The sequence below is a fragment of the Pseudomonas sp. KK18 genome (genome assembly GCF_037094675.1).
In the GTDB taxonomy this organism is placed as follows: domain Bacteria; phylum Pseudomonadota; class Gammaproteobacteria; order Pseudomonadales; family Pseudomonadaceae; genus Aquipseudomonas.
On the sequence record NZ_CP146605.1, the window covers coordinates 4,154,050 to 4,167,538 of the forward strand.

The window sequence follows — 13,489 nt, forward strand, 5'->3', positions numbered from 1 at the left end:
GACGGATCACCTAACCTATACCCTACGAACTACTTCCTAAGCCTTTGATTTCTGTGGGCCACCTGACGTCGTATCATCAGGCGGGCATGTAGTTTATACAACGCAGCCCTCACTCTACTGCGGCAAACGTTCCCCTCAACTCCACGCCACCACCAACAACCCCGCCCCCAACACCAAACACAGCGGCGAGTAAAAAAACGTATCCAGCCGCGCAAACCGCGACCCGCCGACCTTCTTGAAAAACCCTACCAGCTCCGAATCCCCAATCGCCCGGGCAAACATCACCAGTGCTACTGCACTAATCCCCCACTGCAACGCATGGTTGGACACCGGCTCGAAATACAGCCCGGCCCGCAAACACACCAGCACCGCAATCGCCACCAACCCCACACCCACCAGCAACGTTCCCAGTGCCGACGGTTTGAACGCCGGTCGCGGCCCGCTGGCGAATTCACCCGGCAGTTGCGGAATGGCCGCTGTAACGCCCAATTTGCCTCCGGCCGCCCAGTACAAATGCACCAGGCTGATAAAGCCAAAAACCCCGACGATCCATCGCGCGACTAAAAAGCTCATGGCTGGATATCCTTGGAAAAGTCCGAGAGAGGATAGCCCTCTTGAGATTTTTTGCAGGCAATTCGTCGGCGGCTGATGGTAAAGTGCCGCCCCATGAAACTCGCCCGTACCGACCGCTCGCTCATTGCCTGGATGCTCTACTGCTGCGTCCTGTTCAATGTGTTCGCCTGCAGCATCGGCCACGGGCAAATGGTCGGGATGCAGCTCAACGGCATCGGCGGCCAGTTCTGTACGGTGGACCCGCGCACCCAGGCGCCGGCGCCTTACAAGTCCACCGATGAATCCCTGCCCACGCTCTCGAAAGCCTTCGGTTGCCCGCTGTGCTCCACCGGCGGCATGGGCCCGGCGCTCAACTCCAGCCTCAACGTGGCGGTGCTTCCGCAACCCCATGCGCCGCCGCCCGCCATCGTTGCCAGTGCCGACATCCCTGCCCGCTTCACCTGGCCTGCGGCTAATCCGCGCGCCCCGCCCGCCTTCGCCTGATACCTGCGCTTTTCTGATTGACCCACGCGGCTGCCTCCCCCGGGAGTGCGGACGGCACTGGGTTGTTTTCAAGCCAAGTTTTTCAGGATTCAACCATGAAACATTTACCCCTTTTGGCGGGCCTGTTCGGCTGCCTGCCTGTCAGCACCTGGGCGATTGAGCTGGCACCGACCACCATTGATGGCGAGCAAACCGGTGATGCCGGCCTGGCCCTGGATCAGTCCAGTGGCATGGCCTCGCGCCTGGGGCTGAGCGTGCGGGAAACCCCGGCGTCCATCAGCATTGCCAACTGCAATGACATCGAGCGCCGAGGCGCCAAGACCTTCCAGGACGCGGCCAATACCCTGCCCGGGGTCAACGCCAGCGCGCCGCCGGGGTTTGGCGGTTTCATTTCCTATCGAGGGTTTACCAGCAGCCAGATTACCCAGATGTTCAATGGCGTCGCGGTGTCCGGCGGCCTGGCTCGCCCCGTGGATGCGTGGATTTATGACCGGGTCGAACTGGTGGGCGGGCCCTCCTCGCTGATCAACGGCGCCGGCTCCGTCGGTGGTTCGCTGAACTACGTGACCAAGCTGGCCACCCGTGAGGAACAGGCCGCCGAAGGTCAGCTCACCTATGGCAGCTACGACACTGCCGGAATGGCCTTCGGCCTGAACCACGCCCTGACCGAGCCGGGCGCCGAGGTCCAGCATTACGCGCGCCTGGACGTAAGCCGCAACACCAACCACACCTATATCGATCGCCAACAGCGCGATGCCTGGAGCGTGGCGTTTTCCCTGCTGAGTGATTTCACCCCGAACCTGTCCCACACCCTGGCCCTGGAATATCAGGACGAACACGAGGACAGCCCCTACTGGGGCACACCGGTGCTCAACCCGAAGTCGGGCGAGTTGAAGATCGACAAACACAACCGCTTCAACAACTACAACGTGGCCGACGGTCGTTATGAGCAACGCACGATCTGGGTGCGCTCGATCATCGACTACCGGATCAATGACAGCACCACGCTGAAAAATACCCTCTATCACCTCGACAGCCAGCGCGACTATCGCAACCTGGAAACCTACCAGTACAACGCTGATAACAGCGCGGTGAATCGCTCGACGGCCTATCAGGTACGGCACCAGGGTGAGCAGAACGGCAACCAGTTCGAGCTGCGCCATGACGACACGTTCTTCGGCTTGAGTACCACGTGGTCGGGCGGCTTTGAGTACAGGGTCAACAGCACCACCAACAATCCGTTGAATGTGGCAGGCAACAGTACGGTGGACCCGAACAACTATGATCCCGGGCATTTCTATGACATCCCGGGCACCAAGCCCGGTTTCGATCCGGACAAGACCAACGCCGTCACCACCAAGGCATTGTTCCTCGAGAACCGCCTGGGCCTGACTGACAAGCTGTCGTTGCTCACCGGCCTGCGCTACGACGCGATTGACCTGGAAGTCACCAACCACCGGGATATCACCGCCAGCAATCCGCGGCATGTCAAACGCAGTTGGGAGCCGGTGACCGGGCGGATTGGCCTGACGTATCAGTTCATCCCGCAAGCCAATGTCTACGTGCAATACAGCACCGCTGCCGAACAGCCGAGCAGCACCACCCAGGTGTTCGATGTGTCCACCGGCAAGCAATGGGAAGTGGGCAGCAAGTTCGATTACATGGACGGTCGCGGCTCCGCCACGGTGGCCGCCTACCGGATCGAGCGCAAGGACTTCGCCGTCACCGACCCGCTGGACCCGACCAATAGCATTCCGGTGGGCGCGCAGACGTCCAAGGGTATCGAGCTGGCCAGTTCGTTGCGGGTCACGCCCAAGCTATTGCTGGAGGGCAACTATGCGTGGGTCGATGCCGAATACGAGGACTTCAACGAGAAAACCGCCAGCGGTGCCGTGGTGTCGCGCAAGGGCAATACGCCGACCAATGTGCCCAGGCAGGTGGGTAATCTGTGGCTGACCTATGACTTTGCGGAGGATTGGCAAGGAGGTGTGGATGCGCGGTATGTGGCGTCGGTGTATGCCGATAACGCCAACACGCTGACGGTGCCGGCCTATACCTTGCTCGGGACGTTTTTGACTTACAAGGTGGATCAACACACCTCCGTGACGGGCCGGGTGCGTAACCTGACCAATGAGGTGTATGCCGAGTTTGCCCATGTGTCGCCGGCGTATTACCTGGGGTCGCCGAGGACGTTTGAGCTGGCGGTGCAGACGAAGTTCTAAAGCCCAGCAAGTTTCAAGGCAAGAATGAGGTCAGTGTGGGAGCGGGCTTGCTCGCGAAAGCGGTGAGTCAGTCAATACAAATGTTGGCTGTAAAACCGCTTTCGCGAGCAAGCCCGCTCCCACATTTTTGATCGCAATCGGGCTGTTATATCGGTGTTACTTCAGGCTGGCTTCGACCTTCTGCGCCACATCCTCAGTCAGCCACGCCTTCCAGACTTCCGGATGATCCTTGAGGAATGCCTGGGCGACCTCTCGCGGCTGGCTGTGCTTCTCGCTCATTTCGGCCAGCGCCTTGTTCAGCGGCTCGATCGGAAAGTCGACCTTGGCAAAGAACTCGGCGATCTGCGGATGCTCCTTCTGGAACGGCGTGGACACTCCGATGCTCAGCTTGGAGGCCAGGGAACGTGTAGGTTTCGGGTCAGGATTGTCTGCATCGGTCAGCGTCTTCCACGCCTCGGCATCAAATGGCGGCTCTTCCAGCTGGATCAGCTTGTAGCGCCCCATCAACGGTGTAGGCGACCAGTAATAGAACAGCACCGGCTTGCCCCGGCGGATCGAGGAAGCAATCTCGGCATCCAGCGCAGCACCCGAACCACTGCGGAAATTCACATAGCTGTCGTCAAGCCCGTAGGCCTTGAGCTTTTGCTTGTTGACCACTTCCGAGGTCCAGCCAATCGGGCTGTTGAGGAAACGGCCCTTGCTCGGTGCTTCCGGGTCCTTGAACACGTCCTTGTAGCGCGCCAGATCCTTCACGCTGCGCAGGTCCGGCGCGAGGGGCTTGATGCCTTTGGCCGGGTCGCCCTTGACCACGTACTCGGGCACCCACCAGCCTTCAGTGGCGCCCTTGACGATATCCCCAAGGCCCACCACTTTGCCTTCGGCCTCGGCCTTGACCCACACCGGGCTGCGGCCGGCCCATTCTTCGCCGATCACCTGGATGTCGTTTTTCGCCAGGGCGGTTTCCAGGGTGATGGTGGTGCCGGGCAAGGTGTCGGTGGGCAAGTCATAGCCCTTTTCGACAATCACCCGCAGCACCTCGGTGATCAGGCTGCCGCTTTCCCAGTTCAGGTCGGCAAAATGAATCGGCGCCTGGGCCGCTGATACCGGCAGCGACGCCACCGACAGACTCAGGGTCGTCAGTGAGGCTGCCAACAGTGCTCGAATTCCTTTCATGCTTTGCACCTCATGCCTTACAGCAATCGCGAATGGCTTTGCTGTAACACCGCGAAGCCTCTGAATACTTAAGTCAACTCAACTGTAGTAGAGGTTCCGGGGAACATGGCAGGTTGCCGGTTTTTACGCAGGATTGTTCAGCCGCTGCAACTCGCGGCGCACCATGCTGGCGAATTCGGCGGGCTTGAGTTCATACAGTTGGCCGGCGACCCAGCTCAACCAGGCGCCCTGCAACTCGGCCTTGCGGGCAAACAATTGAGCCGCCGTGGCTTGGGCATCGAGCAGGTGCTGCTCGTGGAACTGTGCCCTACCCTGGCTCATTACTCGCTGGCCTTGAAGGTCACGAGTTCACCCTTGCGCCATTTGGCGGCCTTGCCGGTGACGGCCTTCAGGGTCTTGGTCAGGCCTTCTACCAACTGCTCATTGGCGGCAAACACCAGCATCACGCTGTGGCCTTCCTTGAACACGATGCCCTGGCCTTCGGCCGAGGACACAAAGGCGTAATCGCCCAGGCCATACACCGTCAACTTGATATCGCGAAACTTCAGTTCGAACTTGCCGCCTTCGCGGCTGGGCAATACAGCGGCCCGGAAATGATCACCGACCTTGAGTTCCAGGCGCGGCTTGTCGTCCACCACCAATGCCGCTTCGGTATCGATCTCGGCGATGTAGATACCTTCAGGTGTCTGCTCAGTGACGTAGACGAAACGGGATTGAAACTGCTTGACCAACTTTGCGCGCAAATCACCCAGCACGAATAACGCGTGCATATCCAGATTACTGACTGCCAAGGAAACGCCCCCACATCAAAAGGGTGCTGTCCGCCCAAGCGGGCAGCACAAAAAAACGGCCGGAAACGGCACGATCACACAACAAATCCACTGATAAAAACTGAAGAAGATCACGCTGCCAGGCCATGAGACTAGTACAGGCGTGCCCGACGCACCTTACGCAGGTCGCCAGGCGTTGCAGGAAATCACAGGTTTAACGACCAGAGAATACTGGCCGACCCACTTCAGACAATAACCCTTTAAAAAATGCAGTTTCCGACATCCAACACAGAAACTAATGCTTTGGATGGAACCGGACGCCGGACACTGACGACAATACTAAAACAGCAACACGGGTCAAAACCACTCGAAATACTGCAAGCGGGTACGCAATGTCGATCGACAGGAGCTGATTATGCAACGACCTCAACCGATTGCCACACCTTCGAACACAGGTTCATCTTTTATCGATGACGGGCAATTCTACTCCCTATACACCCACGACAGTTGCCTGCATTCGGCGCTCTATCGGGTAGTCCCCGCCGGGAGAAACTTTTTCCATATCCTTGAAGTGCCCAGTGGGCGGATCAAAGGTTTTCGCAGCGGCCATAGCCAGGCCTGCGAACTGGCCCGACAGCTGGAAGCCATCCTGCAAGCGCCACACGGCTGAGGCGCGGCTGGCGTTTCGTCATCTGGTTGACTTTACTGCGCCGCCAGCGCGTAACAACTGCCATACTGGTCCGTCCATTGAGATTTGTGCCCTTGCGGTTCAGGTTTCATCAGCGCAATTACCTCCAAGGGAAGGCTATACGTGACGGAATTTGATATTGGCGAATTTTTCATCCATGGCGAAGCCAGGGAAGTAGACGGTGAGTTCCAGGCCGTGATTGTGATGCGGGCCAAGGCTCCCCTGACCACCGTGACGACTCACCAGGTAGAAAAGGACCGCTGGTTCAAAACCGTAGACGCTGCCAACACGGCTGCCAAGGAAGCCGCAAAAGCCCTTAAGGCCGCCGTTGATTCCGGCGCGCTGACCTCCTGATTACCCGGCGCGACAATCCGATCGAACTCTGTCCCGCAACAACCCTCCCATGCATACGATGATCAGCCCGCATGGAGAACGATATGGAAGCGCAGACCTACACCCTCGAAGACCTGTTTGAACAACTTGGACTGGAATCGTCCCCCGAGGCGATTGACGCCTTTATCGGCAAACACACCCTGCCCAATGACGTAAAGCTGATTGACGCGGATTTCTGGTCACCGCAACAAGCCCAATTCCTTAAGGATGAACTGCGTGAAGACGCAGTCTGGGCGATCGCGGTCGACGAACTGAACCAGCGCCTGCACCAGCAACCCTGAGCCTTCAATGCAGGCTGTCTGACTGCTCCAGGTGCAACAGCGCCTCCCAGGCAGCCCTGCACTCTTCGGCTTCGTCGCGACTGGCGAACGCCGTGCCGCGCTGCTCGCCATTGAGCAACACTACCCAACAGGCCTTTTGCCCCAGCGCACGCAGGGTGGGCGGTACGCCACTGCCAATCATCACAGCCACATCGACTTTGGTTTGCATGGAGCGCCTCCGGAAATTAGTTAGCTGGCTAACAATGTTCGCCATGCTACGGTTTTCTTCCAGTTGGAAAAAGCTATCCCCGGAATAGCTCCCTTGCATTACCTGCAACAATCGCCCTCGTGGGTCAGCGGCCCTCAGGTCTGTAGCCCAGGCGCAAGCCGCCCCAATGCCGGCCATTGACCGTGATCGGCACGGACAAGTCGTGCATCAACTCCCCGGTATCGCGGGTGTAGGTCTGCAGCAAGACCGCCTGCTGGTGGCTGCCGCAGCGGATTCCCGTGCGGTCTTCAAACTTGCGCTTGGTACGATTTTGTACCGCGTCCACTTGGGCATCGCCGGTCAACGTTTGGGAAAACACCTTGTTGTGGGTCGGCACATAACCCTGTGGCGTGCAGGCGATGGCGAATACCAGGCCCTCATGCCGGGGCAACAGGGCTTCCTGGATGGCGGGCAGCACCTGGTCGGTGTAGCCGTCAAAACGCGTGTGGTACTTGCTTGGCCGCGTGTTGGGAATGGCGGTATAGCTGCGGTCGAACAGGTCATCGAGGCTGATGCGGTTTTGCAGGACGTCGGCTTCAAACTGCGCGGCGATGCGGCTCGCGCCTTCGCGGGCCAGGTCATAGATGCGCTGGTGGTAGTCGTCCAGGCCGACCTCGGCAAGGCGCTCGCTGATGGTTTCAGCCTGGCCTTCCATTTGTACGGCGGCGGCGGCCAACTGTTGGGTCTGCTGGTCGCTGACGGTCAAATCGCTGCGCATCTGCTCCACTGCATGGAACAAGCTGTCGAGTTGGGCGCGGTTGGTGTCGGTGCCCTGGGCGATTTCATTGACCTGGCCTTCCACATCCGCCGCCAGGCTGGCGATGCTGTCCAGTTGCTCGCCGGCGTGCTCCACCTGCTCTACACCGGATTGCAAATCCGCCGACAATTGCCGGATCTGCTCCACCACCTGGGCGGTACGCTGCTGGATATCCGCCACCATCACCCCGACTTCATCGGTCGCCGTGGCGGTTCGCCCGGCCAGGCCACGCACCTCGTCGGCGACCACCGCAAACCCGCGCCCATGCTCACCGGCCCGAGCCGCTTCAATCGCCGCGTTCAAGGCCAGCAGGTTGGTCTGGCTGGCGATCGACTGGATCACCAGGGTGACGCGCTGGATTTCTTCGCTGCGCTGGCTCAAGGCCTCGATCAATTGACGGCTGTCGTTGGCGCGCTGGCTGAGCTGGTGCATACGGGTGATGGACTGCGCCAGCACCTCGCGCCCTTCGGTACTGCGCTGATGGGCCTGGCTGGCCGCGCCGAGGGCCTGGCGGCTCAGTTGCGAGGTGACCTGCTCGGTGCCGATCATCACTTCGGCACTGCTGACGATCTGCTTCGCCGCGCCCAATTGAGATTGCAGCCTGGCCGCCAGTTGCTTGACCGCATAGGCCACGCCCGCAGTAGACAACGCGTTATGGCTGGTGGTGTAGGAAAGGTCGCGGGTCAGCTCGCCGATGGCATCGGTGGCTTCGGACGCGGCAACGCTGGGGGTGCGATGTGTCAGGCGAGGTAGCCAGATCAGCAGCAGGGCCACCGGCAGGCACAGGTAAATCGAGAGTTGGGCGAACGCCAGGCCCAGCAGCAACAGCACCAGGGCGGTACTCTGCAGGAGCGGCGTCAACCAGCCGGGCAACTGTCGCGCCACCACGGGTGGTGACACTGCTGCGCCCATGAGAGATCCGTCTCCAGCCATGTTCGTTACCCCGCTGCTTGTCGTTATTGTGACTGCATTAGACGCCACTATGTGGCCATTATCCATGGGCCTTTAGTGGGGGGCTTGCAGCAGATCAATAAACGGGGGGAAACGGCTGTTTTCTGCTGGGAACCGGGTAACCCGGCTCCAGCAGTTCACCGCATCAGGCTTGACGCTGGTGCTTGTCGATTTGCTCGTGGCGCTCTTGCGCTTCGATGCAGTACTTGGTGGTCGGGCTGATCAGCAGGCGCTTGAGGCCGATAGGCTCGCCGCTGTCATCGCACCAGCCGAAGGAGTCTTCCTTGATACGGCCCAGGGCCTGCTCAAGTTGCGGCAGCATGCGCTGGTCGCGGTCGATGGCGTTCACCAGCCAGGTGCGCTCTTCTTCGACAGAAGCAGCGTCGGCCGGGTCTGCCGGGGTGTCCAGGCTTTCAATGGCGATGCGGTTCTGCTCGATGCGCTCGTGGTGTTCCACTTTCATGTCCTGCAACAACTTCTCGAAAAAAGCGTGCTGCTCGGCATTCATGTAGTCATCCGCCGGCATGGCCAGCAACTTTTCCTTTGTCATTGATTTCTCTATAAAAAATACGTGCATTAAGGCGAATAAGGGAGCGTTCCGGCCGACCTCTGCAGGTCTCGGAAAGGCGCCGTCCATTTCAAGCGCCACCCGGCACTCAATTTACGAGGGGCGGCAGTCTAAGGCCGACTTGAGGGCTCAGCAACTGAAATGACAGGCATTTTTTCCAAGATAACCCGCAAAGGCACCAGGACGGGCTCGGCGAATGGTCATCGGAGTGCGTTTATAGCAAGAAATTCAGTGTTGTGGAGCTATATAGAAGACAAACGGTTAAATGTGGGAGCGGGCTTGCTCGCGAAGGCAGTGTGTCAGTCACTGAATGTTCAACTGATACACCGTCTTCGCGGGCAAGCCCGCTCCCACATTTTGACCGATGCGGCCTTGAGGACCGTGTCAGCGCTTGAGTTTGCGCTTGTTGCGATACTGGTCGATCACCACCGCCACCACGATGATCAGGCCCTTGATGATGTCCTGGATGTAGGCATCCACGCCGACGAAGGTAAACCCGCTGGCCATCACCCCGAGGATCAGCGCGCCGATCACGGTGCCGGTGATGCGCCCTACTCCGCCCGCCAGGCTGGTGCCGCCGATCACCGCGGCGGCAATCGCGTCCAGCTCATAGGACATGCCCATGCCCGCCTGCCCGGTAGCTGCCCGTGCCGACGCCACTACACCGGCCAGGCCTGCCAGCAGGCCGGCGATGCTGTAGACGATGATCAGGTGGCGCTTGACGTTGATGCCCGAGGTGCGCGCCGCCTGCATGTTGCCGCCGATGGCGTAGGTGTACTTGCCGTACTTGGTGTAGCGCAGGGCGATATGGAAGATCACCGCCACCACCAGGAAGATCACCACCGGCATCGCGCCGTGGCCGATGGCCGTGTAGGAGTCCGAGAGCATGCTCACCGGCTGGCCTTCGGTGTAGTAACGCGCCAGGCCACGGGCCGAGACCATCATGCCGAGGGTCGCAATAAACGGTGGAATCCCGGTGACCGCAATGATACTGCCGTTGATCGCCCCCGCCAGCAGCCCCACGCCCAGGCCCATCGCCACCGGTATCCACACCGGCAGGTCAGTCAATGACGGAAACACCGCACGGGAAAAGTCGGAAGTCTGCGCCAGGCTGGCGGCGATCATCGCCGACAACGCCAGCACCGAGCCCGAGGACAAATCGATACCGGTGGTGATGATCACCTGGGTCACGCCAATCGCCAGCAGGCCGATGATCGAAACTTGCAGGATCATCAATACAAGGCGCTGGGAGTTCATCAGGAAGCTCTGGTCGCGCACGATCCAGCCGAACAACTCAAACACCAGGCCGATGCCAATCAGCACCAGCAGGATGCTCAGCTCGGTGGGCATGCGTCGACGGTGCTTGACCGGCGCCGCAGCGGGCTTCTTTTCCTCGGGTTTGCTTTCCAGTATCGCGTTCATAACCACTCACCTTTTTTATCGCGTTGCGCCGGCCACAACGGGCCGGCGCCGTCTGTTCGTTAGTGGACCGCCGTCATACCGGAAGCCAGTTGCATGACTTTTTCCTGGGTCGCATCCGCGCGGTCCAGGGTGCCCATCAGGTCGCCTTCGTGCATCACCATCACCCGGTCGCTCATGCCCAGCACCTCGGGCAGCTCCGAGGAAATCATGATCACCGCCATGCCTTCGCTGGCCAGGTAGGAAATCAGCCGGTAGATCTCGGCCTTGGCGCCCACGTCGATACCGCGAGTGGGTTCGTCGAGGATCAGCAGCCGTGGGTTGGTCATCAGCCAGCGGGCCAACAGGGCTTTTTGCTGGTTGCCACCGGACAAGGTGTCGATGCATTGCTCCAGCGACGGGGTTTTCACCCGCAGCTTGGTGCACATGTCTTCACACAAGGCACGCAGGGCTTTTTGCTGGATAAAGCCATTGCCGGAGTAATGCGGCAGCACAGCCATCTCCATGTTTTCCAGTACCGACAGGCAGGGGAACAGGCCGCTGAGCTTGCGGTCTTCGGTCAGCAGCGCGAAGCCCTTCTCGATGGCCATGTGCGGGTCGGTGATGCGCACGGTCTTGCCGTCCAGCTGGATCTCGCCGCCGGAGCTTGGGGTGATGCCGAAAATGGTTTCCGCCACATTGGTCCGCCCGGAGCCCATCAGCCCGGCGATACCGAGAATTTCCCCGGCATGCAGGTCGAACGACACGCCCTGGAATACCCCATCCAGCCGCAGGTCGCGCACCGACAGCAGCAGATTTCCGATGGGCTTGTCGCGCACCGGGAACAGCTGGCTCAGCTCACGCCCCACCATCATCGAGATCAGGCTGTCGCTGTCCATGCTGTCGGCCCGCTGCAGGCCGATATAGGCGCCATCGCGGAACACCGCCACTTCATCGGCGATGGCGAATACTTCGTTCATTTTATGGGTGATGTAGATGATGCCTTTGCCCTGGGACTTGAGGTCGGCAATGATCGAAAACAGGTGGGCCACTTCCTTGTCGGTAATGGCGGAGGTCGGTTCATCCATGATCAGGATGTCGGAGTCATAGGACACCGCCTTGGCAATCTCGACCATCTGCCGCTCGGCAATGCTCAGGTTACCGACGTGTTCCTCCGGGTCGAGATTGATCCGCAGCCGCTCCAGCAATTGCGCGGTGCAGCGGTGCATTTCCCGGTGGTTGACCATGTGCAGGCCGTTGAGCTGTTCGCGACCGATCCAGATGTTCTCGGCGATGCTCATGTGCGGCATCAGGTTGAGTTCCTGGTGGATCATCGCGATCCCGGCCTTCTGCGCCGCCAGCGGTGTTTCGAATTTGATCGGCTTGCCACGCAAGCGGATTTCACCGGCGTCGGGCTGATAGATGCCGGCGATGATCTTCATCAGTGTCGACTTGCCCGCACCGTTCTCGCCCATCAGCGCCAGCACCGAGCCGGGGCGCACCCGCAGCTGCACATCGGCCAGGGCCACGACGCCGGGAAAGCCTTTGCTGATGTTGGAGATCTCCAGCAGATAGGGTTCTTCCAGTACCAAGGGCTGGATACCGGGAGGCTGGGAAGCAGTCGCTTGAGCAAACATATCGGGTACTCCGTCAGCAGGGCCGCCGTGGCTGCCCTGCCGGTTTATTGTTGTTATTTAGGGCTACTTGAAGTCTTTGACGTTGTCCGGGGTGATCAGCTTGAACGGGATCACCACGTTCTGCTCGACCGGCTCGTGCCTGGCCATCTTGCGCGCCGCTTCCACCGAACCCACGGCCTGGCCATTGGCGTCCTGGAACGCCGACGCGGCCATGTCGCCCTTGGTAATCGCGTTCAAACCGTCCGGTGTGCCATCCACCCCGGCGATCAACACGGTGCCCGGCTTGGTGCCCGCCGACTTCAACGCCATGGACGCACCGATGGCCATCTCGTCGTTGTTGGCCAGCACCGCGTTGAATTCACGGCCTTGGGTCAGCCAGTCGTTGACCAGGGTCATGCCCTTGTCACGCAGCCAGATGCCGGTCTGTTCCTGCTCGATAGTGATGCCTGGGTATTTGGCCAGGACTTCCTTCACCCCCTTGGTGCGGTTGGTGGTGGAGTTGTTCGCCAGGTCACCCAGCAGGATCACGATCTTGCCCTTGCCGCCGAGCTTTTCGGCGATGTACTGCATTTGCAGGCGGCCCGCCTCGACGTCATTGGAGGTCACGGCCACGATGCCTTTGGGCAGATCCGTCTGGTCGGGACGACGGTTGACGTACACCAGCGGAATGCCCGCTGCGAGGGCCGCTTTACTGATATTGGCGGTAGACGCCGTGTCGACCGGGTTGACGATGATGGCGTCGACTTTCTGGCTGATAAAGTTCTCGACCTGGCTCAGTTGCTTGACCACATCGGCGCGGGCGTCTTCGAACTGCAGCTGCACGCCGTCACCCTTGGGGTAGGACTTGGCTTGCTTGTCCATGTCCTCGCGCAGGTAAGTCAGGAAGGTGTCATCGAACGCCGACATGCTCACGCCCACCTTGATATCGGCCGCCGTGGCGAAACCACTGGCGAGCATCATGGACAGGGCCAGCGCGGTAAAACGGATCGGGGTCTTCATGAACGGTCTGTCTCCAATTTCTTGTTGGTTTTGTGGACGTTGCGTTTTTCAGAGCGAAGCGGTCGGCAGTCGAACGATCGGCGCCCCCGGAATGCAGCACACCAGGGAACCCTTGCTTTCGACGCACAGGACATTCAGGAGGGAAAAGTAAAACGGCCGGGCGCGGGGCAGACCGCGTGGCTGGAGGGCAGGACGTAAAACTCGCAGTACAGCGTTGAAGATTTTCATCTGACGGTACCTGGTTGTTTTGATCTTGTTTTTGTCGAGTCGCCCGAATCGAGTCCGAACGTACTTTATGCAACCTGGAATGACTTTATTGGAAAATAATTTCCATATCAACCTGTTTTAG

16 protein-coding genes are annotated in these 13,489 nt (G+C 59.9%); 5 read left to right on the plus strand and 11 right to left on the minus strand.

The annotated features are described in order from the left end of the window. Positions 1 to 135 precede the first annotated feature (135 nt). Positions 136 to 573: a DUF3995 domain-containing protein gene (locus V6607_RS18725; protein ID WP_003214721.1), complete on the minus strand. Its 438-nt coding sequence runs from the start codon at positions 571 to 573 to the stop codon at positions 136 to 138. A 93-nt stretch (positions 574 to 666) separates the two neighbouring features. Between V6607_RS18725 and V6607_RS18730 the strand changes: the two genes are divergently transcribed. Together V6607_RS18730 and V6607_RS18735 are read left to right on the plus strand one after the other, a co-directional pair. Beyond that, entirely contained in the window at positions 667 to 1,056 is a 390-nt protein-coding gene (locus tag V6607_RS18730; protein ID WP_003214719.1) for a DUF2946 domain-containing protein, read from the plus strand. A 95-nt stretch (positions 1,057 to 1,151) separates the two neighbouring features. Next, positions 1,152 to 3,278, plus strand: a complete 2,127-nt coding sequence (locus V6607_RS18735; protein ID WP_134326823.1) for a TonB-dependent receptor — start codon at positions 1,152 to 1,154, stop codon at positions 3,276 to 3,278. Positions 3,279 to 3,434: 156 nt separating this feature from the next. Here V6607_RS18735 and V6607_RS18740 read toward each other — a convergent pair whose 3' ends face one another. From V6607_RS18740 to V6607_RS18750, 3 genes are all read right to left on the minus strand, one after another. Further along, complete coding sequence (locus V6607_RS18740; RefSeq protein ID WP_008437166.1) at positions 3,435 to 4,451, minus strand: ABC transporter substrate-binding protein; 1,017 nt, start codon at positions 4,449 to 4,451, stop codon at positions 3,435 to 3,437. A 123-nt stretch (positions 4,452 to 4,574) separates the two neighbouring features. After that, positions 4,575 to 4,772, minus strand: coding sequence for a hypothetical protein (locus tag V6607_RS18745; protein ID WP_008437165.1), 198 nt, complete (start codon positions 4,770 to 4,772; stop codon positions 4,575 to 4,577). Further along, positions 4,772 to 5,221, minus strand: a complete 450-nt coding sequence (locus V6607_RS18750; protein ID WP_003214715.1) for a hypothetical protein — start codon at positions 5,219 to 5,221, stop codon at positions 4,772 to 4,774. The genes V6607_RS18745 and V6607_RS18750 overlap by 1 nt, the downstream gene beginning before the upstream one ends. A 415-nt stretch (positions 5,222 to 5,636) precedes the next feature. Here V6607_RS18750 and V6607_RS18755 point away from each other — a divergent pair, with 415 nt between their 5' ends. The 3 genes from V6607_RS18755 (at position 5,637) to V6607_RS18765 (ending at position 6,583) form a co-directional block, all read left to right on the plus strand. Continuing rightward, the gene (locus V6607_RS18755) at positions 5,637 to 5,891 is read left to right on the plus strand and encodes a hypothetical protein (protein ID WP_083853233.1); all 255 of its coding nucleotides are present in this window, start codon (positions 5,637 to 5,639) and stop codon (positions 5,889 to 5,891) included. Between the two features lie 141 nt (positions 5,892 to 6,032). After that, the gene (locus tag V6607_RS18760; RefSeq protein WP_003214713.1) at positions 6,033 to 6,263 is read left to right on the plus strand and encodes a hypothetical protein; all 231 of its coding nucleotides are present in this window, start codon (positions 6,033 to 6,035) and stop codon (positions 6,261 to 6,263) included. Positions 6,264 to 6,346: 83 nt separating this feature from the next. Continuing rightward, positions 6,347 to 6,583, plus strand: a complete 237-nt coding sequence (locus tag V6607_RS18765; protein WP_087694069.1) for a DUF2789 domain-containing protein — start codon at positions 6,347 to 6,349, stop codon at positions 6,581 to 6,583. Between the two features lie 4 nt (positions 6,584 to 6,587). Here the strand turns inward: V6607_RS18765 and V6607_RS18770 are convergent, their stop codons facing one another. From V6607_RS18770 to V6607_RS18800, 7 genes are all read right to left on the minus strand, one after another. Continuing rightward, a complete protein-coding gene (locus tag V6607_RS18770; protein WP_003214710.1) occupies positions 6,588 to 6,791 on the minus strand; it encodes a hypothetical protein in 204 nt (67 codons plus the stop codon). A gap of 124 nt (positions 6,792 to 6,915) precedes the next feature. Further along, complete coding sequence (locus V6607_RS18775) at positions 6,916 to 8,499, minus strand: methyl-accepting chemotaxis protein (RefSeq protein ID WP_338739774.1); 1,584 nt, start codon at positions 8,497 to 8,499, stop codon at positions 6,916 to 6,918. 184 nt (positions 8,500 to 8,683) lie between these two features. Continuing rightward, positions 8,684 to 9,088 carry a TraR/DksA C4-type zinc finger protein gene (locus V6607_RS18780; protein WP_003214706.1) on the minus strand — a complete coding sequence of 135 codons (405 nt, stop codon included), beginning with the start codon at positions 9,086 to 9,088 and terminating at the stop codon, positions 8,684 to 8,686. A gap of 402 nt (positions 9,089 to 9,490) precedes the next feature. Beyond that, the gene (locus tag V6607_RS18785) at positions 9,491 to 10,528 is read right to left on the minus strand and encodes an ABC transporter permease (protein WP_003214704.1); all 1,038 of its coding nucleotides are present in this window, start codon (positions 10,526 to 10,528) and stop codon (positions 9,491 to 9,493) included. A 59-nt stretch (positions 10,529 to 10,587) separates the two neighbouring features. Then, complete coding sequence (locus V6607_RS18790) at positions 10,588 to 12,141, minus strand: sugar ABC transporter ATP-binding protein (protein ID WP_087694121.1); 1,554 nt, start codon at positions 12,139 to 12,141, stop codon at positions 10,588 to 10,590. 63 nt (positions 12,142 to 12,204) lie between these two features. Next, complete coding sequence (locus V6607_RS18795) at positions 12,205 to 13,140, minus strand: sugar ABC transporter substrate-binding protein (RefSeq protein WP_003214701.1); 936 nt, start codon at positions 13,138 to 13,140, stop codon at positions 12,205 to 12,207. Between the two features lie 48 nt (positions 13,141 to 13,188). Further along, on the minus strand, positions 13,189 to 13,368 hold the full coding sequence (locus V6607_RS18800; protein ID WP_023658916.1) for a hypothetical protein: 180 nt from the start codon (positions 13,366 to 13,368) through the stop codon (positions 13,189 to 13,191). Positions 13,369 to 13,489: the final 121 nt, after the last annotated feature.

Excerpts from the sequence above, each read along its gene's own strand:
- V6607_RS18725 (WP_003214721.1), bottom strand. The coding sequence starts at position 573 with ATGAGCTTTTTAGTCGCGCGATGGATCGTCGGGGTTTTTGGCTTTATC.
- V6607_RS18730 (WP_003214719.1), top strand. The coding sequence starts at position 667 with ATGAAACTCGCCCGTACCGACCGCTCGCTCATTGCCTGGATGCTCTAC.
- V6607_RS18735 (WP_134326823.1), top strand. The coding sequence starts at position 1,152 with ATGAAACATTTACCCCTTTTGGCGGGCCTGTTCGGCTGCCTGCCTGTC.
- V6607_RS18740 (WP_008437166.1), bottom strand. The coding sequence starts at position 4,451 with ATGAAAGGAATTCGAGCACTGTTGGCAGCCTCACTGACGACCCTGAGT.
- V6607_RS18745 (WP_008437165.1), bottom strand. The coding sequence starts at position 4,772 with ATGAGCCAGGGTAGGGCACAGTTCCACGAGCAGCACCTGCTCGATGCC.
- V6607_RS18750 (WP_003214715.1), bottom strand. The coding sequence starts at position 5,221 with ATGCACGCGTTATTCGTGCTGGGTGATTTGCGCGCAAAGTTGGTCAAG.
- V6607_RS18755 (WP_083853233.1), top strand. The coding sequence starts at position 5,637 with ATGCAACGACCTCAACCGATTGCCACACCTTCGAACACAGGTTCATCT.
- V6607_RS18765 (WP_087694069.1), top strand. The coding sequence starts at position 6,347 with ATGGAAGCGCAGACCTACACCCTCGAAGACCTGTTTGAACAACTTGGA.
- V6607_RS18770 (WP_003214710.1), bottom strand. The coding sequence starts at position 6,791 with ATGCAAACCAAAGTCGATGTGGCTGTGATGATTGGCAGTGGCGTACCG.
- V6607_RS18775 (WP_338739774.1), bottom strand. The coding sequence starts at position 8,499 with ATGGGCGCAGCAGTGTCACCACCCGTGGTGGCGCGACAGTTGCCCGGC.
- V6607_RS18780 (WP_003214706.1), bottom strand. The coding sequence starts at position 9,088 with ATGACAAAGGAAAAGTTGCTGGCCATGCCGGCGGATGACTACATGAAT.
- V6607_RS18785 (WP_003214704.1), bottom strand. The coding sequence starts at position 10,528 with ATGAACGCGATACTGGAAAGCAAACCCGAGGAAAAGAAGCCCGCTGCG.
- V6607_RS18790 (WP_087694121.1), bottom strand. The coding sequence starts at position 12,141 with ATGTTTGCTCAAGCGACTGCTTCCCAGCCTCCCGGTATCCAGCCCTTG.
- V6607_RS18795 (WP_003214701.1), bottom strand. The coding sequence starts at position 13,140 with ATGAAGACCCCGATCCGTTTTACCGCGCTGGCCCTGTCCATGATGCTC.
- V6607_RS18800 (WP_023658916.1), bottom strand. The coding sequence starts at position 13,368 with ATGAAAATCTTCAACGCTGTACTGCGAGTTTTACGTCCTGCCCTCCAG.